This is a genomic window from Lachnoanaerobaculum sanguinis (assembly GCF_033242365.1).
GTDB classification, from domain to species: domain Bacteria; phylum Bacillota; class Clostridia; order Lachnospirales; family Lachnospiraceae; genus Lachnoanaerobaculum; species Lachnoanaerobaculum sanguinis.
The window spans coordinates 70,993-89,811 of record NZ_BTHK01000007.1 but is presented as its reverse complement, the minus strand read 5'-3'; the positions used below and the strand labels follow the sequence as shown (position 1 = coordinate 89,811).

The following is an 18,819-nucleotide window of genomic DNA, read 5'->3' as shown; positions in this document are numbered from 1 at the left end:
TTAAATCTCCACTATTCTATCTGCAAAGTCTCTTGCTTCATTTATATCATGTGTCACAAAGAGTACACTTCTTCCACAAGTATACTCTTTTATAACTGTCATTGCCACAGCTTTTGTCTTTTCGTCAAGCCCCTTTAGAGCCTCGTCAAATATATAAAGTTTCGCTGTTCTTGATAGGCATCTTGCCAGTGCCACTCTTCTTTTTTGGCCGCCACTCATAGTATTTACATATTTTTCACTCTCTATGCCAAGCTTATCTAAAATTTCTTTTGCAATTTCTTTATTACCGGTCATCAGGCATACATTTGAAATCGCACTAAAACCCTCACTTAGTCTGTCTTCTTGAAATACTGTAGATATTTCCTTTGTTATGTCCGTCTCACCGCAATCAGGTGCTTCAAAGCCCATTATAATATTTAATATAGTGGTCTTTCCCTTTCCGGACTTTCCCATAAGTGCAACATGTTCGCCATCAGCTATTTCCATAGTGAAGTCTCTCAAAACTTCTGTGCCGTCAAAGCTTTTATATATATTTTTTAAAAACATCAATACACCCTCTTTATCAATCCGAAAAATCTTTCCATAATAAATATTATCAATCTTTCAAAAATTGCACTGCACAGTATTACTATCAGCGTAATAGCAAATACCTTGGAAGTTTCAAGATAGATCTTGGCATCAAATAAGAAAAATCCCAAAGTATTTTTGGGTCTGCCTATCACCTCAGCCGCAATACCTGACTTAAAAGCAATTCCCATTGAAGCCACACTTGATGATATCAAAAATGACTCCAGCCCCGGTAAATATATGTATATAAATTTTGCCTTTTGACCAAGTTCATATATTTTAGCCATCTGCAACATCTTCACATCTACAGACTTTAATCCTTCCAGGGTATTGGCATAAAATATTGGCATTACCATAAAAAAACATACTAAAACCGAAAGTGCCTCACTTCCAAGCCATATAAGTATTATGATGACAAATGATGCTACCGGTACCGAGCGAATCACCATAATATATGGTGATATATAGATCTCAAACAGTTTAAATCTGTATGAGAGTCCTGCAAGGAATATTCCTACTCCTCCACCTGCTAAAAATCCCAAAATTATTTTAAATATACTTTTTACAAGTCCCATCCAAAATACATTCTTCCCACCAAGTTCAAACAATGCTTTGACTACTTCTACAGGGGATGAAAGTAAAAATGACCTGTTTAAAATCATTGCTACTATTTGCCAAAACAGCAGTGCAAGAAGCACTGCTGTAATTTTATGTGTTTTATTTTTATTCATAGACTATTTTCCGGTATAATAGAACTCTTCTCCCGGCAATGCACCACCTACAGACTTAGGGTTTAGATTAAACAATGTCATTAAATAATCCTCTGTCGCGCTCTTCATCTCATCTCCTGTTATAGAAACAAGGTTGCAATACGGTATAGCCTTGGCTGCAATAGGTGCTTTTATAATATCATTTGCCTCTACAAGCTTTGATGCCTCGTCCACATTTTCATTGATCCATTTTACCGAATCTGTGTAGTTAGCTATAAACTCATCTACAAGTTCCTTATTTGACTCAAGAAAATCGTTTCTTACAAACAAACCTGCTGTGATAAGTTTTCCGCCTGTTCCAAGCGCATCCCACTCCTTTGTAAGATCCAAAACAGTATTCAAGTTCTGTACTTTTGTCTGAGCTACAGTTACAAATGGCTGTGGCAACATAACTACCGCATTGTCTGCATTTTCAACAGCTGCAAGAACCTCATCCGCAGATGATTTCCAGTCCATAGTTACATCGGTATTTATATCAAGTCCATGTCCTGATAAGATATAACTGAGTGAATACTCAGGTGTTGCACCCTGTCCATGTGCTATTATTGTCTTGCCCTTTAAGTCTTCTACGCTCTTTATACTTTGATCTCCTTTTTCAAGTATATAAAGTATACCGAGAGTGCTTATATCAAGCATAGTCACCTTTCCGTCTGAGTTGTTGAAAAGTACAGATCCCATATTTACAGGCAATGCCGCAATATCCACTTCTCCGTTTAGAAGCTTTGGTGCCATCACATCAGGTGCAGTCTCCATATCAAAATCGACACTGTAAGCAAGGCTTCCCTTGTTTGCATCATCTATAAGTTTTACAAGTCCGATGCTTGTAGGTCCTTTTAATCCACCGAGCTTTATGGTTCCAAGGCTCTCTTCATTTGCTCCTGCAGTACTTGTTTGTGTACTCTCTACTGCAGTACTCTCCGCAACTGAAGTACTCTCATTTACATTTGTCTTTGCACAACCTGACAATGCCAATAGTGCACATGCCATTACAGCTAATATTCTTTTTTTCACTACTACCTCCAAAATATATTTATTCCGAGCCGAAACATATTTTCCTCTTATAAAAAAGAGCAAAACCATATGGTTTTACTCTCTTATTTTAATTAATTTCTATAGAAATATCAATGCATTAATTCTGAATGTTGTCGACACCTTCTTTAATGTCTTCCTTTACATCCTCTACCTTGTCTTCAACAGCTTCTTTAGCCTCATTAAATGTATCTACAGCCTTATCCTTTACTTCCTCAGCCTTTTCAGCTACATCTTCAGCCTTTTCGGCTACAGCATCTTTTACTTCTTCTGCTTTTTCAACTGCGGCATCTTTTACTTCTTCCGCCTTCTTGCCTACAGTATTCTTTACTTTTTCAATTTCCTCATTAAGCTTGTCTATATTGAGGAAATGCTCCTTAATAGCCTCGCAGAATCCCTTTATCTCCTCAGGTACTTCCTCGCCCTTTGCAAATTTTTCTATAAGAGTCTCACTGATTTTCTTCTTTTCCTTTTCAATTTCAACTCTCTCTGCCGAAATCTTTGAATTAAGCTTGCTTATCTCTAAAGCGTCATTTGTCTTATCGCTAACCTGTTTAGCAAGGTCACCTGCAGCTGCACCCAAGTTCTTTGCAACATCACCTAATTGATCAAAAAATCCCATTGTCGTATCCTCCTTTAATCCAAGTGACAATTTATTACTAAACCGTCAAACTTTGTCCAAATGTAATTTAGACAATTATATCAAATAATTTTAAAGCAAAAATTAATTTTCGCTTAAATCCTATTATATATTTTTAAAAGAATAAGTCAACTTAGATATTTAGATTTATACATCAATTACTATCTTTCTGCAAACTCTGCAAAGGTAGGCGGTGCAACATATTTCACCCCAAACGGAAGCAAGCTTTACATCCTTTTTATCAAAGTTGAACATATAGTTTAGACTGCTTCTATTTTCATAATCACTCTTCCACTTAAGTGAATATCTTCCGGGAGGTATACTCCCTTTTTCCATTGCTCTGCCGCAATACGGGCATTTCTTATAATAACTTCCCATAATCTCCTCTTTCATAAATCTATGAACTGAATATCATATTTGAAAAACAAAATGTCACTCAATTTGTATGTCACTGCCATAATCTCTTCTAATATTTCTATTATTTTCCGCAATATCTATTACTACCTTTTCACAACCCCTGCATAAATAAGCGATGCAATATTTATCATAAAAAGGATAGCTTAGTCTTACATTCTTTTTATCCAAATTTAAAAGCGATTTTAAAAAACCTCTTTTACTGTCTGTATCCCGCCACCAAAGTGAATACCTTGCACCATCTATTATGCCCTCACTCATTATCTTTCCACAGTATGGGCATTTTACTTCCGCTTTTTCCATAAATCCTCCCTTACTAAAATATCCTTTTTACTCTACAGGGAAAAGTCTTTGTATAATGAACTTTATCTTGAATATATACTGCAAAGCTTCTTGATTTTAAATATCGATTATTATTATTTTGCACTCCCTGCAAAGGTAGGCTATACACTTCTTCTCATCCCAAATTGTTGGATAATACTTACTCGTCAATTCTATTACTTTATCTTCATCTTCCTGAGAAAAGAAATATAATAACTACTCATACCATTTACCTTTTTTGTGTTCAGGAATCCACTTGATATCATGAGGTGAATCCCCTCCGCCTCTGGGAATTTCTACCCTTTCCATCATCTTTCCACAGTATGGGCATCTTTTATCAAATTTTTCCATATAATATCCCCACTGAATACTTCTATCAGTTCTAAATTCACTTCTGTTATTTATGTATATCGTACTATATTGATATCTAAATGTAAATAAGTTTGTATATATAAAACACAAAGGGCATATACTCACCCTAAAGTAAGTATACACCCTTTTATTAAAATAATATAGAAGGTAACAAATTTACATCAAGCTGAGGAATAATTCCTTAATATCCTCAAACTTTGGATCTCTTGGATTGCCCGGTCTACAGGCATCATCCATTGCTGACTGTGATAAGAAGTCTACATCCTCAGGTTTTACTATTTCTTTTAAATCCTTTGGAATGCCTACATCTTCAGAAAGCTTCTTTACCGCATCAACGGCTGCCTTTTTGTATTCTGCTTCGCTCATATTCTCTGTGCCTTCAACTCCCATAGCCTTAGCCACATCTCTGAGCTTTTCGCCAACTGCATCAGCATTATATTCCATAACTGTTGGAAGAATAATAGCGTTTGCTACACCATGAGGTGTATCATACAATGCACCAAGACCATGTGCCATTGAATGAACTATTCCAAGTCCACAGTTAGAAAATCCCATTCCGGTCAGATACTGTCCTATAGCCATTCCTTCTCTTCCCTCTGCAGTGTTTTCTACTGCACCACGAAGTGACTTTGCAATAAGCTCAATAGCCTTTAAATTGAACATATCTGTAATAATGTTAGCACCCTTTGTAGTATATCCTTCGATAGCATGTGTAAGTGCATCCATACCTGTTGAAGCTGTAAGTCCCTTTGGCATGCTTGACATCATATCAGGATCTACAAATGCTACTACAGGAATATCATGTGGATCTACACACACGAATTTTCTCTTCTTCTCTACATCTGTGATAACATAGTTTATAGTAACTTCTGCTGCTGTACCTGCTGTTGTAGGTACTGCAAAAATAGGAACACATGTGTTCTTTGTAGGTGAAAGTCCCTCAAGACTTCTCACATCTTCAAACTCAGGGTTTGCAATAATTATTCCGATAGCCTTAGAGGTATCCATAGATGAACCGCCACCGATAGCTATTATATAATCTGCACCTGATTTTTTGAAAGCCGCTACTCCGCTTTGAACATTTTCAATTGTAGGGTTTGCCTTAATATCAGAATAAATCTCATACTCAAGACCCTCTTTTTCAAGCAAATCAGTAACTTTTTTTGTTACATTGAACTTAATCAAATCCGGATCTGAACAAACAAAAGCTTTCTTGAAACCTCTACGCTTTGCTTCTTCTGTAATGCTTAAAATAGCACCCTGTCCGTGATATGATGTTTCATTTAATATGATTCTGTTAGCCATAATGAATCCCCCTAATAATCTGTCACTTACTGACCAAAATTACACAACACCCTTTTGTAACATTATATTGCCATAGAGTGCCTTCTCTGATGTAGCAATAATCAAATAAGCTTTTCTTGCTTCATCGTAAAATTTAAATCTTTCAATGCTTCCGATAGCATCTTGTCTTGTATCATATTTTGATACGATTTCTTTGAACTCATCCCAAATAGGAGTCGCTACTGTATCTCCCGGTACTTTTTCCATAATACTAACCGGGTGTGGATCATATGTGTCAAGCGGAAATAGCTTTAATATAGCATCCAATATCTCACATACACCATGACCGTCCATTCTTATGATATGGGCATCCTTCCCCACACTATGTGTGGGGAAATTGCCGTCTGCAATTACAAGTCTGTCAGAATGACCCATTTCACAAAGGTATTTTAAAAGTTCCGGTGATATTATCTCGGGTATACCTTTTAACATATTTACCTCTTATTCATATAAACATGGAGCAATCTTTGGATCTTCCATGTTGTCCTTTGTGTACCATAAAGCACCTGTATCAACATCTGATACGCTCTCGCCGTTTGCTGCCTTAACTGCAAGCTCAACTGCCTTATAACCGATTTGTACAGGATCCTGTGTTACGCTACCTGCAAATAAACCGTCTTTGATTGCCTGAAGCTGCTTCTTACCTGCGTCAAATCCAACTGCAACAACTTTGCCTTCGCCGATCTTATCAAGACCTTCGTTAGCTGTGATGATCGCGTTTGCTGCGAACTCGTTTGAACCGTAGATTGCGATAAGGTCTGACTTCTCTAAGATAGCTGATGCAACAGCTGCACCGTCTGCATCCTTAACTTCTGCAGGGATACCTACATCGATAACAACAGGAGCGCCTGCCTTCTCTTTCTTTAAGCTGTCATGTCCTTCAACTGAAACTTTGTCTTCTCCAACAAGCTTTGTCATCTCCTCAACGAAGCCCTTTGTTCTCTCAACGATTGATTGTGAGTTTGACTCCTGAGCAACAACACCGATTCTAACTGTACCTGAAGCACCGTCAATCTTGTCCTTGATAAGCTCATATGTCTCTTTTGCTGCCAACTGTCCTGCTACAAGGTTGTTTGTAGATGCATTAGCCTTGATAGCTCCTTCCGGTGCATCCGGAACACCTGAGTCAAATCCGATAATCGGAATACCTGCATCCATTGCTGTCTGGATTGAACCCAAGCTTGCCTGTGTATCAAGTGCCGCAAAGCAGATAGCTGTAGGCTTTTGTGCTATAGCTGCATCTAAATACTCGATCTGCTGTGCAATAGCTGACTCATTATCAGGACCCTGGAATGATACTTCAACTCCTAAATCTGTTCCTGCCTGCATTGCACCCTTCTCAACTGCTTTCCAGAACTGATGCTGGAATCCCTTAGCGATAACATTGATCTTCTTTCCGTCAGCGCTTGCCTCCGCCTTTGTCTCCTCAGACTTTGATCCGTCTGCCTGTGCTGCTGTTGTCTTCTCAGCCTCACTTGAACTACTGCTTGATCCGCCACATGCCGCTAATGACATTGCCATCAAACTTGCTACTGCAACTGCTAAAAATCTCTTCTTCATAATTTCCTCCTTAATTAACCCTTTCTTTTTCTATTTAAGATATCCATATACACAGCGAATACTAATATGATTCCTGTGATGAAGAGCTGATAATGTGACTGTACTCCGATGTATGGGAAACCGATCTTAAGTACTGTCATGATAAACACACCTATAATTGTTCCAACGATTGAACCTACACCACCTGAAAGTGATGTACCACCTATAACTACTCCTGCGATAGCATCAAGCTCGAATCCGTTACCTGTATTTGGCTGTGCTGTTGAGAATACCGCTACATATGCAAGTCCTGCAAGTGCTGCGAACACACCTGAGAATACATAAGCAAGTGTCTCATATCTTTTTACATCAATACCGGAAAGTCTTGTAGCTTCCTTGTTTGAACCTATTGAAAGAATATATCTTCCAAGTCTTGTCTTGTTAAGCACGATTGCCATTACTACGGCACATACTGCTAAAAGTATAAATCCTGTAGGGAAATTCTTTGGAAGGATGCCGCCATCCTTTGTTACCATGAATATCTCTCTAAACCAAGCACCTGCACTGTTTCCCTGCGGGAATGATATTGTCTTTGTCTTTGATACGATTGAGCCCAAGCCTCTTGATACCATCATGGTTCCGAGTGTCGCGATAAATGCCGGCAACTCAAAATGTGATACCAAAATACCGTTTATAAGTCCAAATACGGCTCCAACCAAGAGCATTATCAATATAACAACAAACATCGGTGTGCCTTTTTCCATAAAGGTTCCGCCTATAAGTGCAGCGCATATAGCAACTGTACCTATTGAAAGGTCGATACCGCCTGTAGCAATAACGAAAGTAACTCCGATTGCCATAAATGCTACATAGTAAGCAGACTTTGAAATGTTTGTAAATGTTGTAGCCTGTAAGAACTTATCTGTTAACAGTGAAAACACTATACATATTACTACCAGCGCGGCGATAACCACTGCCTGCTGATTTGAAAAAATCTTTTTTAGGTTCATTATTTTGCCCCCTGTCTATTTGTTGCACATGTCATGATTCCCTCCTGACTGGCCTCAGAAATGTCAAGACAACCTGTTATTCTGCCTTCACACATTACTACGACTCTGTCGCTCATTCTGAGTACTTCCGGCAATTCCGATGAAATCATTATTATGGATTTGCCTTCTTTAACCAATCTTTCCATCAAATCATATATTTCACTCTTTGCACCTACGTCTATACCTCTTGTAGGTTCGTCAAATATCAATATTTCAGAATCCTTTACCAACCACTTCGCTATAACGACCTTCTGCTGGTTTCCACCTGAAAGTTTCTTTATAATCTGTGTAACACTTGGTGTTTTGGTTCTTAATTCCTGAACATATTTTTCACTGACACTTTTTGACTTTGACCCGTCTATAAACAGGCCTTTTGTGAATTTTTCAAGTGAAGACAGGCAGGTGTTCTCTTCTACAGACTTATCTACCAAAAGTCCATATCTCTTTCTGTCTTCTGACAGATAACCGATACCTGCATTTACGGCATCCTTTGTGGATTTTATACTTACTTCCTTACCGTGAATATATATCTTACCGGAATCCATCGGGTCCGCACCGAAGATAAGTCTTGCAACTTCCGTTCTTCCTGCACCCATAAGTCCTGAGAAACCGAGTATCTCACCCTTTCTCAGCTCAAAGGAAACATTCTTTACGTACTTTCCTCTGTTCAGATTTTCACATCTGAGTACAACTTCCGCATCCGCACTTACATCAGATTTGGTCTTTGGTTCCATAAAGACTGTTCTTCCGACCATCATCTTAATAATGTCGTCTTTTGTACATTCTTTTGTTACCAAAGTACCTACATATTCTCCGTCTCTCATAACAATAACCTTGTCCGAGATGACATTAATTTCGTCCATTCTGTGTGAGATATAAATTATTCCCGTACCCTTAGCTCTCAAATCGTTTATAACTTTGAAAAGCTCTTCTATTTCGGAATCTGTAAGCGCTGCTGTAGGCTCATCAAACACAATAACCTTTGCATTTGTTGAGATAGCCTTTGCAATCTCCACCATCTGCTGCTTTCCTACAGTAAGACTTCCTATTTTTACATTAGGATTTATATCTACATTAAGCTTTTTGAACAGTTCTCTGGCATCCTCAGCCATCTTTGCATCGTCTATAAAGATTCCTTTTTTTCTCTCTTTTCCGATGAAAAGATTCTGTGCTACTGTCAGATCGTTCATCATATTTAATTCCTGATGTACGATTGCAATTCCCGCCTCTTCAGATTCGGATACAGACTTGTACTCTACTTCTTTTCCTTCAAAAGTTACAGTACCCTCATCCTTAGAATATATTCCTGTCAAAATCTTCATAAGAGTTGATTTTCCGGCACCGTTTTCACCCATCAGTGCTACTACTTCACTCTTATTAAGTTCAAGTTCGGCATTTTTTAATGCTGCAACTCCGGAGAAAGATTTCTTTATATTTTTCATTGTGAGTAATGCTGACATAAGATCTCCCTCCTATTTATCTTTAATACTAACCCTCTGACCATATGTCTTGAACTTCTCTGCCATCAGAGTCATTTCTTCGTGAGGTAATATTACCGGCTCACCGATAGCCTTAGCCTTAGTGTAAACTTCGGCACAGTACTCAATTTCTTCTATAATATTGAAAGCGTTAAGCAAATCATTTGCACCTGCAAGGATTCCATGGTTTGCCAAAATAACAGCTTTTCTGTCCTTCATTGCTTCAAAAGCATTCTTTGCAAGCTCTGGGCTTCCGTATGTAGCATACTCGGCCACTCTTACGTTCTCACCTGCTACAGCGATCATATAATGAGTTGCCGGAAGTTCCTGTCTGAGACAAGCCATAACGGTTGCATACATTGTATGAGCATGAATAACAGCATCGATATCATCTCTGTATTTATATGGCATTACATGCATTGCCCACTCTGATGAAGGAACTCTGTTTCCCTCAATCACATTTCCGTCAACATCGATGATAACTATGTCCTCAGGCTGTATCTCAAAGAAATCTATTCCTGAAGGAGTGATTGCCACATGTCCGTTCTTTCTGTCAAATATACTCAGGTTACCACCTGTTCCCTTGGTAAGTCCCGCTTTTACAAGTTTCTTTCCGTACTCTATTAAAAGCAGTCTTTCCTTCTCCATCAACATAATATTTTTCCCCTTTACTATCAAGAGGGCAATAACGCCCTCCTGTATTTAATTTTTACTTATAAAGCGGACCGTAGTAAGCACATGCTCTGTAGTCCTGTCCTTCTAAATCAGCTGTACCAAATCCGTTGAATGAATGTGGTCTGAATATTCTGTCTTCCTCAACATTGTGGAATGCTACAGGGATTCTGAGCATTGAAGCCAATGTAAGAAGTCTGTCTCCTACATGTCCCTCTACTGTTGCACCGTGATTTGCACCCCATTTAGCCATAACATTGTATACTGAATCTGCAGCGCCTACGCCAATCTTCGGTGCGAACCATGTTGTCGGCCAAGTCTTACTTGTTCTCTCATCAAGGATTCTATGTACATCATCATCAAGTACACATGTATGTCCTTCTATTACCTGAAGTGTAGGTCCTACACCTTCAACCATATTTACTCTTATCATAGTAACAGGCATCTCTGCTGATGTCTTAAAGTGTGATGAGAAACCGCCGCCTCTGAAGTACTCATAATCGGCTCTACACCAGTCTGTAGCCTCACAGCATGCCTTAACATCTTCATCTGTAAGGTTCCACCACTCCTTCATTGTTCCGTTACCGTTCTCATCCTTAGCTGCCGCACTTGCGTCAAGACAGCTTGCACCTGAGTTGATAAGGTGGATGATACCGTTCTTAGCATATCCGCTAAGCTCTTTACCACTTACTCTCTTTACCGCATCCGGTGACCAGTATGTTCTAACGTCTGAGAAGATAGGCGCCTTTCCTGTAGAAAGCCATCCGAACATCATAGCTACACCGTTTAATGTATCATTCTCTGTTGCAAACGGTGTCGGCATCTTCTTACCGTTCCAGTTGAAACCTGAAGCCATAATAGCCTCTGTAAAGTCTGCGTTTGGAAGCCAGTCTGTCCACATTCTCTGTCCCTGGAATCCGCCTGCAATACCGTTTCTTCCAAGTGACTCCTCATGCCATCCCATTTCGGCAAGCTTCGGATTTCCTTCAAGGATATCTCTTACTACCATTGCGTGCTTTACGCAGAATTCCCACTGCTCGTCATCCTTAATATATCTTGATTTCTTGATTATCTCAGGGAAGTCCTTACCTGCATTGATATCCATACCCTCTTTGCAGTATTCCTTTACCCATGCAAGAGCTCTTGCAAACTCTTCATGATCATAGATACCAAGTGTAATTCTTCTAAGAACCTCTGTCATATCTACCCATTCGGTTCTCATTCCGAGATACTTCTGTAAGAAGTCTACGTTTACCACACTGCCTGCAATACCCATAGATACTGAACCGATATTTACATATGACTTATTCTTCATTATACCGACAGCAACCGCTCCTCTTGCAAAGTCTAATATCTTCTTTGCAACGTCTGCTGTGATAGTTGTCTCATCCTTATCCTGAACTTCCGTTCCGTAAATTGAGAATGCAGGAAGTCCTCTCTGTGCATATGCCGCCATAACTGCCGCAAGATAAACAGCACCCGGTCTCTCTGTTCCGTTGAATCCCCAAACAGCTTTGATTGTGTTCGGATTCAAGTCCATTGTCTCTGTTCCGTAGCACCAACATGGTGTAACTGTAAGTGTTCCCACTACATTCTGATTTGCAAAGAACTCTTCACAAACAGCAGCCTCTGCACCGCCACCGATAGTTGTAGGTGATATTACAACCTCTACCTTTTCTCCATCAGGATATCTAAGGTTGTCCTCTATAAGTTTAGCCGCTCTTTTTGCCATTCCCATTGTCTGTTCTTCAAGTGACTCTCTAACGCCACCCCATCTGCCGTCGATTGTAGGTCTGATACCTATCTTTGGATGATTCATAATTCCCTCCTTATTATTTTGAATCTATTCTTTTTATCTCACATGATCCTAAGATCAATTCAATACCGCTTTTTAAATCATTTACTTCATTCAGATGTAATAGTGAAAGAAGAATATTTCCAAGAGCCGAACTCTCGTAAGGTCCCGCCTTTACATCTACCCCCATTTTATTTGCAATCATAGATGTAAGTACGCTTGACTTAGCACCGCCCCCGATCATATGGATCTTCTTGAAATTCTTATTTAAAATCTTTTCAATGTCGGCTTTTACTTCCATATACTTTGCTACCATGCTCTCATAAATAACAGCAAAATAGTCAAAGTCATGCTCAGGAGTATTGCCGCCCTGATTTCTTATAAAATTATCAATCTCACTCTTTACATCAATACCCTCTTTTGCGAATATTTCCGCATCCATATCTATGAGTGAAAGTTTCTTATCAAGTTTGTTTACATAATCACTGATATCATCAAATGGAATCTTTTTGCCAAGCTTTGCTTCAAGCTGCGCTTTGTACTTTTCCAACAGATAAAGTCCTGTGATATTTTTGAAAAACATAGGCTTTGAGTCAAATCCCAATTCATTTGTAAGATTGTTCTCATAAGCTTCTTCGTTTATGATACATTTATCCACCACGCTACCTATAAGTGACCATGTTCCACAGCTTAAGAACATACTGTCCTCGTCCAGAAAGCTGTCTGTCATAAGAAGTGCACTTGCAGTATCATGAGTACATACCGGTATCACATCGATTGAAAGTCCCCTTAATGCCTCTATTCCGGAATCTTTTGTATTTCCGACTACTTCTGTAGCTTTTACAATCTCCGGAACCAAACTCTTTTTAAGTTCAAGTTTCTCAAATATAGTGTCTGAAACTTTTCTCTGTCCCATATCATAAAGTCCTGTTGTAGACCAGATAGTTTCTTCTCCTATTTTCTTTCCTGTAAGCATATAGAAAATCAAATCCGGCATCATAAGCATTTTATCTGCCTTTTCATATATATCAGGATTTAACTTCTTTAATGTAAGCAGCTGGAATATTGTATTTATGGTCATTATCTGATTTCCGGAATTTTTGAATATTTCAAGCTCACTTATCTTTGCTTTCGCTTCTTCTCTTCCGATAGCATACTTCTCATCTCTATAGGAGAATGGAGTATCTATCAGTTTTCCGTCCTTATCTATCACTCCGAAGTCAACGCCCCATGTATCAATACCGATGCATGATACATCCTTGTTCTCAATGATAGTACTTACTATTTTTTCTAAAATAGCATCAAAGTCCCAATACAATCTTCCGTTTTTATTCTTTATACTATGGGCCATTCTCATAACTTCTTCAGTTACAAGTTTTCCATCCTTAACATATCCGATAATACCTCTGATGGATGTTGCTCCCATATCGAAAGCCAATACTCTTTTCATACTTCACCAACTTTCAATAATAAAATCGGCAATCTTTCGGAGACATGCCATAACCCCCGAAAAATTCCAAAGCTTTTTCTATTTTGTTTTTATTTTCATATCTACGAAACATTGCCGAAAATGTTTTTCAGTGAATACAATATAACACATTTAATAATAAAAATATATATATGGATAAATTCTTGAATACTTTTTTTTATTTTATGCTATAATGTTCATGTGTGAATTTTTTTGTTCAAACCTGTCGGCAACTCCGGTATTTGCTTAACGGAAGTTACTGTAAAATAAAAGTAAGAGGATTATTTATGGATTCGAATGGAAGAAAACAACAGATACTTGATGTTTTAAATAAGAGCAACGGTATATCAAGTATAGACGGCTTATGTCATAGAGTTTTTGCTTCACGCTCTACTATAAGAAGAGATTTGATTGCACTGGAAGAAGAAGGTATTGTTAAGAGGTCCCACGGCTATGTATCTGTGATTGTTAAATCAGCCAATGAAAGCCCTATCGGTATGAGAAGGATAGAAAATCTGGATAAAAAACAGATTATTGCAGGCAAAACAGCACCGCTTTTAAAAGACGGTATGGTGATATTTCTTGACTCATCATCTACAGTATGTCAGTTGGCTCCTTTGCTTAAATTAAGGCATAATATAACCATTATTACCAACGGTATCAATATCGCAAATGAACTTTCAAATGCACAGGATTTGAAATGTTTTCTGTGTCCCGGCGTATTAAAACATAAAAGTTTGTCCATAGTTGGAGAATTTGCTTCAAGCTTTATTAAAAACTTTAATGCTGAGCTTGCGATTATTTCTTGTAAAGCCATCAATACAAAGGGAATATTTGAGGGTGATGATTCTCAGGGACTTGTCAAAAAGAGTATGATAGAAAATGCAAACAAGACTGTACTTCTTTGCGACAACACAAAGGAAGAAGCAGTAGGATTTTTTAAACTCACAGACTTTAGGGATATTGACGTTTTAATTTCAAACGGACAATTCTCAACCGAACTTGATGAAATTCTTTCAAAAAATATTTCTAAGATAATATAATTTTGTATAATAAAAGGTCTGAATCCATATCACAAGATTACTTGTGTAAGATTCAGACCTGTTCTTATCTGAAATAATTATTCCATTGATCACTTCCCTGATATAGGATATGAAGATAGCCTACCTCAGCGCCGGCAGACTTATCAGTCTTGTTTGTAGATAATTTTGCTATTCCTCCGACATTTCTGATTTCATAGCGTTTCATACCTACATTTCTTTCATCCTGATCGTCAGAATCACTGACATATACGGCCTTCAGCTTTCCGTTCAAATCATATTCCGCACCCCACAGAGTTACAATATGATTACTCTTTCTAAATACTTTATGAGAAACTCCTACTATACTGCCGTTACCCAGAATTTCTTTAAGAAGATTACTTAAGGATTCATAGTTTCCACCATAGGTACGCTCTGTAAGTTTTTCTCCTTTGAAAACATCATAGAAAAATCCGCCGTTATTACTTGGAATGAGGTCGTCACTCTCTATATTAGTAGCACCCGTTGTTTTTGGAGTATATCCGTTAATGAACAAATCCATCAAAAGATCCGAATAAAAGCCTCTCTCATTATATCCGTACAGTACCTTATAAAGTTCAAATAACTTACTGTTTTCCGGACTTTCAAAAGAAGTTTTTAAATCTGAAAGTTTTCTGTTGGCACGAATTATATCTCCGTTTTTTTCTATATATCTGTCAACATATTCAATATTTTGATCAAACCACCAATGAAGCATATTTGATGATACAGCCGCAAAGCAAAGATTTTTATCTATATCGATATTTCCACCGCTTGTCGTTTTATTAACATCATACCATCCGTCTCCGCTTGAATATGGTACAGTATATGTTATATAAGTATCTTTACCGCCTTGTATAATCTCTTTATGAAAATCTCCGCCTTCTCCCATAAGAGGACCGTTAATCCCCTTTACCCAGATAATGGTTCTGATTTCACCGTCTTCATTTGTATACTGAACAACATTGTCATTCTCCGGAGTAATCAATGATTCTTTTATCTTTTCAGCCCTGTCCTGTGTGCTCTCTTTTCTTTCTGAATCAGGCTTTTTACTTTCCTTTGGCTCTGTATCCTTCTTTTCCTCTTCTTTCGGTATCTCTACATTGGAAGAAGTGGCCGGTTTTGCAGGGTTCTCACTCGACTTTTTGGCATCCTCTTTATTTATATTTTTTTCTATGCTTCCGGACTTCTCATTATTACCGGTTTTATTATCTACAATTAAGCTGTTGTTTTTATCCGGGCTTAAGTCTTGTCTTGAACCTACAAAGTCCTCACTTTTCTCAGAACTTGAGTTTTCAACCGTTACATTTGATTCTCTTAATATTCTGTTTTCTTCTCTTTTTTCTTTTTGATTTAAACCGCTTAAGGCACTACTTCTTCCGGCATTTTCGCCAATATTTAAGCCTCCGCTTTTACCGGAGCTTACGACACTACTTGAGCCTCCGCCTTTTCCGGAGCTTCCACCCCTGCTTGAGCCGCCACTTTTGCCGAGGCTTCCACTCCTGCTTGAGCCGCCACTTCCCTCGCCTTTTCCCGAGCTTGATGATACACTTGTTTTCTTTGCTGTATTTGATGAGCCCTGCGAGGAATTATCTGTACTTATACCTTTACCGACTTCATAATAAGCAATCCCGGTCTCATTTATCCATCTGCCTGCAGTATCAACTCTATATCCTTCCACTGCGGTATTTGCATACATCTTTCCATATGAAGCTTTATCTGTTCCTTCAAAATAATAACAATATCCGTCTATCCACTGCCAGCCTGACAGCATTACTCCCTCATTTGCCGTCTTAGAGCTGTCCAAAAAATACCAATTATTTGAAGCATCCAAATGCCAGCCTGTTTTTAAGTTTCCGTCCTCGTTAAAGAAATACCATTTATTATTTATCTGCTGCCAGGCTTTTAGAGCCTTATCTTCTTTATAATATTTCCATTTATTATTTTCCTGTTTCCATCCGTCAGCACCTGCATATGCATTAAAGGACATCAACATGGTAAGCCCCAAAACTGTCGGGACAAATTTATTCTTTTTCACTTTACTACCCTTTCATTACTCAAAATTGCACAAAAAATCAGCCACATCAATATGACTGAATTTTTGTAAACAATTGTATAATACTACATTTTATTTTAAATATCCATTATCATTTATATGATATAACATCCCAAATCTCTTTAGGTTCAAGTCCCAGTTTCCAAACTGCCACTCCCGCCAAATCGGCTTCCTTTACCGCATCCATTTTAAGCTTCATAGAACGCTCATCTTCCATCCATATATACTTGGTGGCATTTCCCACTGTGGTTTGCCCTACATACTGACCTACTTCCTCGTCCCATGTTAGATTTACATTGTTTTCCTTTACCCATGTAGCAGCTCCTACCATTCCGAGTGCGGTTGATGTAACCTTATCATTTTCCTTGGTCCAAACCCTTGTATATACCGGAACAGCATTTATAAGTTTTTCCTTAGGTACTTCTGTAAGGCTGTCTGTAATGGAATTTTTTACAAAGTCTATAGAAGCACTGCTTCCTTCATCAGATCCGCTGTAATGCTCATCGTATCCCATATTTATAACATAATCCACAACTTCAGCCAGCTCATCTCTTTCATAGTACATATTGTAAGATGCCGGAATCGGAACATCTACACTCAACACTATTTTATTATTTCTGCAAGAAACAGAAAGCTCTCTTATAAACTGAATAAAATGTGGTGCATTATCCTGAGTGAGTGACTCAAAATCTATATTTATTCCGTCAAAACCATATTTCTTTGCATCTGCAATCAGATTTGAAATAAGATTTTTTCTGTTTTCGGAAGAAGACAATATCTTTAATGTACTGATATCCTTACTGAAATTATCAATTAAAGGCCATACCTGTAAGTTCTTTTTATGTGCCGCATCTACATAATCTTTACTTGCTATAGAAGTATAATTGCCCTTATTATCTGAAAGTTTGAACCATGTCGGTGATATTACATTCATTCCGCTTGTATTTGCAACGACCTTCTCCATACCGCTGTTTGCGGCGGCTGTCGTTACCTGATGCCATCCAAGAACAACCTTCTCATCCATTGATATAGAAGTATATTCCGGCTTTACAAATCCACTTTGTCTTTCGGCTTGTGTGAAATTTTTCAAGTGATTTTTCTTTACATATCCCATCAAACCGCTTTGTGTGAAAACTTTATACCACTTCTCATTTTGTTCAACTATTGTAATATTTTCATCTTTCTTAAGTTCCACACCCTCTATACTTGCAGACCAATTATCGGCATCCACTCTCAGTCCCGACTTTGACTTTATTGTAGCAACATCATAACTACCGAAAGTATTATTGATATACACCTTTTTAATTTCACTGTCGGTATATGAATCTACCCATATGTCTGTATAAGCCTTTATGGTTTCTATAGACAAATAAACCTTTCCGTCCGATTCAAGCAAAAGCGGCTTTCCGTTATTATCCACATTCTCAAAATTTGCATAAACTATTTCTGTAGGCAAAGCGTATGAAAGAAGCTTTTCATCATCACTGTAATAAAATTTATCATTGAGTATTGCTCTTGTCCAATTTAGAGGTACATATACCACTCCGTCTTTATATATTGCTTTGGCCTTTTGCAAAGAATAATTATATACAAGCGCTACATCATCACCCTCAACCTGATATAACTGCGCCTGTGTAACCTTCTCTTTTGATCCTATAATTCCATCCATTTCTCTTGATATAAATATAATTCCAAGTATGATACATAGAACTACAACAATACCTATTAAAACCTTCTTCTTCACTTTTCCTCCATATAAAATAAGTTATTGTAAAGTCTTCACTATTATATACCATAAATATGTATAAATATTTAAGAGAATATTTTTATAGGCGAAATTTTATGTTCCGACAAAAATATCAAGGGATTTTATAAATTCTATAATTTAAGCTCTATACCTTTATTTCTTAAATTCTCTATACATTCATCCAGATATTCAATATTATGCTCTTTATAAATTGTATCTTCTATGATTTCCTCTTCAAGATCTATATACTTTTCTGCGATTTTCCCTCTGTAATTTTTATCCTTCCACTCCCCTGAAACATTATATCCTCTTTTTTCCATCTCATCCATTACCAACAAATGGTATCTGAATAAAAGATATGGCGAATATGAAAACACATAATCTACGGTTTTATGTTTCTTCTTCCAACCGTTTCCCCTAAGAGCACAACATTCTCTATGCTGTCCAAGCAGCTGATTTTTAGGTAACAAGTGTATAATTTTTTCATGCCATAGTCTCAT

Annotated in this window: 20 protein-coding genes; 1 reads left to right on the top strand and 19 read right to left on the bottom strand. The window is 37.8% G+C overall.

Features of this window, described 5'->3' with window-relative positions; translation table 11 throughout:
- The 16 genes from SBH76_RS06235 to SBH76_RS06160 form a co-directional block, all read right to left on the bottom strand.
- Positions 1-546: an ATP-binding cassette domain-containing protein gene (locus SBH76_RS06235; RefSeq protein ID WP_314757242.1), complete on the bottom strand. Its 546-nt coding sequence runs from the start codon at positions 544-546 to the stop codon at positions 1-3.
- Entirely contained in the window at positions 546-1,298 is a 753-nt protein-coding gene (locus SBH76_RS06230; RefSeq protein ID WP_317977182.1) for an ABC transporter permease, read from the bottom strand. The genes SBH76_RS06235 and SBH76_RS06230 overlap by 1 nt, the downstream gene beginning before the upstream one ends.
- 3 nt (positions 1,299-1,301) lie before the next feature.
- Positions 1,302-2,348 (bottom strand): ABC transporter substrate-binding protein, encoded by a 1,047-nt coding sequence (locus SBH76_RS06225; protein ID WP_317977181.1) that lies wholly within the window; start codon positions 2,346-2,348, stop codon positions 1,302-1,304.
- A gap of 118 nt (positions 2,349-2,466) precedes the next feature.
- Positions 2,467-2,988 (bottom strand): hypothetical protein, encoded by a 522-nt coding sequence (locus tag SBH76_RS06220; protein WP_317977180.1) that lies wholly within the window; start codon positions 2,986-2,988, stop codon positions 2,467-2,469.
- 165 nt (positions 2,989-3,153) lie between these two features.
- On the bottom strand, positions 3,154-3,384 hold the full coding sequence (locus SBH76_RS06215) for a PF20097 family protein (protein WP_317977179.1): 231 nt from the start codon (positions 3,382-3,384) through the stop codon (positions 3,154-3,156).
- A 54-nt stretch (positions 3,385-3,438) separates the two neighbouring features.
- On the bottom strand, positions 3,439-3,723 hold the full coding sequence (locus tag SBH76_RS06210) for a PF20097 family protein (protein WP_314757239.1): 285 nt from the start codon (positions 3,721-3,723) through the stop codon (positions 3,439-3,441).
- 96 nt (positions 3,724-3,819) lie between these two features.
- Positions 3,820-3,912: a hypothetical protein gene (locus SBH76_RS13855; protein ID WP_490338594.1), complete on the bottom strand. Its 93-nt coding sequence runs from the start codon at positions 3,910-3,912 to the stop codon at positions 3,820-3,822.
- A gap of 45 nt (positions 3,913-3,957) precedes the next feature.
- The gene (locus tag SBH76_RS06200; protein WP_317977178.1) at positions 3,958-4,092 is read right to left on the bottom strand and encodes a hypothetical protein; all 135 of its coding nucleotides are present in this window, start codon (positions 4,090-4,092) and stop codon (positions 3,958-3,960) included.
- 177 nt (positions 4,093-4,269) lie between these two features.
- Complete coding sequence (fucO, locus tag SBH76_RS06195) at positions 4,270-5,418, bottom strand: lactaldehyde reductase (protein WP_317977177.1); 1,149 nt, start codon at positions 5,416-5,418, stop codon at positions 4,270-4,272.
- 39 nt (positions 5,419-5,457) lie between these two features.
- Positions 5,458-5,889, bottom strand: coding sequence for an RbsD/FucU family protein (locus SBH76_RS06190; protein ID WP_009663870.1), 432 nt, complete (start codon positions 5,887-5,889; stop codon positions 5,458-5,460).
- Between the two features lie 9 nt (positions 5,890-5,898).
- Positions 5,899-7,017 carry an ABC transporter substrate-binding protein gene (locus tag SBH76_RS06185; RefSeq protein ID WP_007594247.1) on the bottom strand — a complete coding sequence of 373 codons (1,119 nt, stop codon included), beginning with the start codon at positions 7,015-7,017 and terminating at the stop codon, positions 5,899-5,901.
- A gap of 14 nt (positions 7,018-7,031) precedes the next feature.
- The gene (locus SBH76_RS06180; protein ID WP_317977176.1) at positions 7,032-8,006 is read right to left on the bottom strand and encodes an ABC transporter permease; all 975 of its coding nucleotides are present in this window, start codon (positions 8,004-8,006) and stop codon (positions 7,032-7,034) included.
- Positions 8,006-9,505, bottom strand: a complete 1,500-nt coding sequence (locus SBH76_RS06175; RefSeq protein ID WP_007594251.1) for a sugar ABC transporter ATP-binding protein — start codon at positions 9,503-9,505, stop codon at positions 8,006-8,008. The genes SBH76_RS06180 and SBH76_RS06175 overlap by 1 nt, the downstream gene beginning before the upstream one ends.
- Before the next feature lie 12 nt (positions 9,506-9,517).
- Positions 9,518-10,177, bottom strand: a complete 660-nt coding sequence (locus SBH76_RS06170) for an L-fuculose-phosphate aldolase (RefSeq protein ID WP_007594253.1) — start codon at positions 10,175-10,177, stop codon at positions 9,518-9,520.
- A 55-nt stretch (positions 10,178-10,232) separates the two neighbouring features.
- Positions 10,233-12,014: an L-fucose isomerase gene (locus SBH76_RS06165; protein WP_317977175.1), complete on the bottom strand. Its 1,782-nt coding sequence runs from the start codon at positions 12,012-12,014 to the stop codon at positions 10,233-10,235.
- A gap of 13 nt (positions 12,015-12,027) precedes the next feature.
- Positions 12,028-13,440 carry a rhamnulokinase gene (locus SBH76_RS06160; RefSeq protein ID WP_317977174.1) on the bottom strand — a complete coding sequence of 471 codons (1,413 nt, stop codon included), beginning with the start codon at positions 13,438-13,440 and terminating at the stop codon, positions 12,028-12,030.
- 305 nt (positions 13,441-13,745) lie between these two features.
- Between SBH76_RS06160 and SBH76_RS06155 the strand changes: the two genes are divergently transcribed.
- Positions 13,746-14,501, top strand: coding sequence for a DeoR/GlpR family DNA-binding transcription regulator (locus SBH76_RS06155; protein WP_317977173.1), 756 nt, complete (start codon positions 13,746-13,748; stop codon positions 14,499-14,501).
- 64 nt (positions 14,502-14,565) lie between these two features.
- Here SBH76_RS06155 and SBH76_RS06150 read toward each other — a convergent pair whose 3' ends face one another.
- The 3 genes from SBH76_RS06150 to SBH76_RS06140 all read right to left on the bottom strand — a co-directional run bounded on the left by SBH76_RS06150 (position 14,566) and on the right by SBH76_RS06140 (position 18,819).
- Positions 14,566-16,554, bottom strand: coding sequence for an IdeS/Mac family cysteine endopeptidase (locus tag SBH76_RS06150; protein WP_317977172.1), 1,989 nt, complete (start codon positions 16,552-16,554; stop codon positions 14,566-14,568).
- Between the two features lie 109 nt (positions 16,555-16,663).
- A complete protein-coding gene (locus tag SBH76_RS06145) occupies positions 16,664-18,316 on the bottom strand; it encodes a glycosyl hydrolase family 18 protein (RefSeq protein WP_317977171.1) in 1,653 nt (550 codons plus the stop codon).
- 134 nt (positions 18,317-18,450) lie between these two features.
- Complete coding sequence (locus SBH76_RS06140; RefSeq protein WP_314757230.1) at positions 18,451-18,819, bottom strand: TIGR02328 family protein; 369 nt, start codon at positions 18,817-18,819, stop codon at positions 18,451-18,453.

What these genes read in the sequence shown, in the direction of transcription:
- SBH76_RS06235 (WP_314757242.1), bottom strand. Translation starts at nt 546, where the DNA reads ATGTTTTTAAAAAATATATATAAAAGCTTTGACGGCACAGAAGTTTTG.
- SBH76_RS06230 (WP_317977182.1), bottom strand. Translation starts at nt 1,298, where the DNA reads ATGAATAAAAATAAAACACATAAAATTACAGCAGTGCTTCTTGCACTG.
- SBH76_RS06220 (WP_317977180.1), bottom strand. Translation starts at nt 2,988, where the DNA reads ATGGGATTTTTTGATCAATTAGGTGATGTTGCAAAGAACTTGGGTGCA.
- SBH76_RS06215 (WP_317977179.1), bottom strand. Translation starts at nt 3,384, where the DNA reads ATGGGAAGTTATTATAAGAAATGCCCGTATTGCGGCAGAGCAATGGAA.
- SBH76_RS06210 (WP_314757239.1), bottom strand. Translation starts at nt 3,723, where the DNA reads ATGGAAAAAGCGGAAGTAAAATGCCCATACTGTGGAAAGATAATGAGT.
- SBH76_RS06200 (WP_317977178.1), bottom strand. Translation starts at nt 4,092, where the DNA reads ATGGAAAAATTTGATAAAAGATGCCCATACTGTGGAAAGATGATGGAA.
- fucO (WP_317977177.1), bottom strand. Translation starts at nt 5,418, where the DNA reads ATGGCTAACAGAATCATATTAAATGAAACATCATATCACGGACAGGGT.
- SBH76_RS06190 (WP_009663870.1), bottom strand. Translation starts at nt 5,889, where the DNA reads ATGTTAAAAGGTATACCCGAGATAATATCACCGGAACTTTTAAAATAC.
- SBH76_RS06185 (WP_007594247.1), bottom strand. Translation starts at nt 7,017, where the DNA reads ATGAAGAAGAGATTTTTAGCAGTTGCAGTAGCAAGTTTGATGGCAATG.
- SBH76_RS06180 (WP_317977176.1), bottom strand. Translation starts at nt 8,006, where the DNA reads ATGAACCTAAAAAAGATTTTTTCAAATCAGCAGGCAGTGGTTATCGCC.
- SBH76_RS06175 (WP_007594251.1), bottom strand. Translation starts at nt 9,505, where the DNA reads ATGTCAGCATTACTCACAATGAAAAATATAAAGAAATCTTTCTCCGGA.
- SBH76_RS06170 (WP_007594253.1), bottom strand. Translation starts at nt 10,177, where the DNA reads ATGTTGATGGAGAAGGAAAGACTGCTTTTAATAGAGTACGGAAAGAAA.
- SBH76_RS06165 (WP_317977175.1), bottom strand. Translation starts at nt 12,014, where the DNA reads ATGAATCATCCAAAGATAGGTATCAGACCTACAATCGACGGCAGATGG.
- SBH76_RS06160 (WP_317977174.1), bottom strand. Translation starts at nt 13,440, where the DNA reads ATGAAAAGAGTATTGGCTTTCGATATGGGAGCAACATCCATCAGAGGT.
- SBH76_RS06155 (WP_317977173.1), top strand. Translation starts at nt 13,746, where the DNA reads ATGGATTCGAATGGAAGAAAACAACAGATACTTGATGTTTTAAATAAG.
- SBH76_RS06140 (WP_314757230.1), bottom strand. Translation starts at nt 18,819, where the DNA reads ATGAGACTATGGCATGAAAAAATTATACACTTGTTACCTAAAAATCAG.